At 61.2% G+C, this 1,194-nt stretch carries 2 protein-coding genes; both read left to right on the top strand.

What is annotated here, in order from left to right; translation table 11 throughout:
- Positions 1 to 116: 116 nt before the first annotated feature.
- Positions 117 to 791, top strand: a complete 675-nt coding sequence (locus FJ980_RS32830) for a GntR family transcriptional regulator (protein ID WP_140547581.1) — start codon at positions 117 to 119, stop codon at positions 789 to 791.
- Between the two features lie 35 nt (positions 792 to 826).
- Positions 827 to 1,194: mannonate dehydratase (locus FJ980_RS32825; RefSeq protein ID WP_181181400.1), on the top strand; the 368-nt coding region annotated here is incomplete at its 3' end.

Below are 1,194 nucleotides of genomic sequence, written 5' to 3'. Positions count from 1 at the left end.
GGAATAATATATTAATATGCAACTGATTGAAGATCGGGGATCGAGAAATGACATCAGCAAAGGCGCATGCGGGCATTGCGGGCTCCGACCGCGACGCCGCCCCCGTTCGAACGAAGATGCGTCGGCCGGGCATCGTGCGTACGACGGCTGCGTCCGCAGTATACCGCGAACTGCACGAGGCGATCGTATCCATGCAGCTTAAGCCCGGCAACGCCTTGAATGAAAAGGTGCTGACCGAGCGTTTCGGTGTCAGCCGCACGCCGGTGCGCGAGGCGTTGATTCGTCTGGTCGAAGACGGGCTGGTCAATATCTATCCTCAGTCGGGAACCTTCGTCGCGCCGATACCGATCTCGCTCATTCCCGAAGCCGTCGTCATCCGTAAGGCGCTGGAAGGCGCCACGGTCGAAAAGGCCGCGCAATGCGCAAACGGCAACGATGTGGGAAAGCTCGACGACATATTGGCGCGGCAGCGGTTCCTTGCCGAACGACAGGACATGAACGGCTTTCACGAGGCCGACGAGGCCTGTCACGAGGCGATTGCCCGAATAGCCAGCTATTCCGGCATCTGGAACTATCTGAAGCCGGTCAAGGTGCAGATCGACCGGGCGCGACGCATGACGCTGCCCGCGCTCGGCCGCATGGACCATGTGATTGGCGAGCATACGGTCATCCGCAACGCTATAGGGGCGCATGACGTGAAGGCTGCCTGCGAGGCCATGCGAATCCACCTGGGCGCTGTCATTCCCGATGTCGAGCAACTGCGCGACGCCTACCCCGACTGGTTTATTTGAGCCGACCAGCCCTGAAATAGTTGGAGAAATGACGAATGCGCGAGGCATGGAGATGGTTTGGGCCGGATGCGGGGGTTCCGCTCGATGCCGTGCGTCAGGCCGGCGCCACCGATAGCGTATCGGCGTTGCACGAAGTCCCGATCGGGCGTGCCTGGACGAAGGCGGAGGTGGCGACGCGCAAGGCGATGATCGAGGATACGCCGTCCGACCGCTCGCCGCTTGTCTGGTCGGTCGTTGAAAGCATACCGGTCCCCGACGCTGTCAAGCGTCACGGCGGCGAGGCGAAAGCCGAGATCGAGGCCTGGATCGCCAGCATGGAAGCGGTTGCGGCCAACGGCATCCATATCATCTGGTTCAATTTCATGCCCCTGGTGGACTGGACCCGCACCGATCTCGATTACGA

It is taken from the genome of Mesorhizobium sp. B1-1-5 (assembly GCF_006443065.1).
Lineage (GTDB): Bacteria > Pseudomonadota > Alphaproteobacteria > Rhizobiales > Rhizobiaceae > Mesorhizobium.
The sequence above is the reverse complement of the archived record's forward strand: the minus strand, read 5'-3'. Positions and strand labels throughout refer to the sequence as shown.